General features: G+C 47.6%; 1 protein-coding gene. It reads right to left on the bottom strand.

Going from position 1 to position 233, the window contains the following annotated elements:
- Window positions 1–18 precede the first annotated feature (18 nt).
- On the bottom strand, window positions 19–233 hold a 215-nt coding region (locus VJI94_RS08865; RefSeq protein ID WP_324009111.1), incomplete at its 5' end, for a hypothetical protein.

Genomic DNA, 233 nt, shown 5'->3' with positions numbered 1-233 from the left:
GGCCCAGCAAGACTAACTTTAATGGTCAAACTTACCTTCCTCGCCATTTGCAGGAAAGTTCTTGTCTATCCGGCCTAACCACCAAGTCTGGATCTTCTTGACTGCCTTGTCTGCGGTTAATGCGTATAATGCTCCTATGGCAACAGAGTCCTCCTGTTCAAATCCAACCTTGGCTTTCGTCCAAATAGCAAAAATGACCACCGCACCTACCAGGAGTAGATCAGCAGTCACAC

The sequence above is a fragment of the Parvimonas sp. D9 genome (assembly GCF_035282565.1).
Classification (GTDB): Bacteria; Bacillota; Clostridia; order Tissierellales; family Peptoniphilaceae; genus Parvimonas; species Parvimonas micra.
This window is presented reverse-complemented; position numbering and strand designations above follow the sequence as displayed.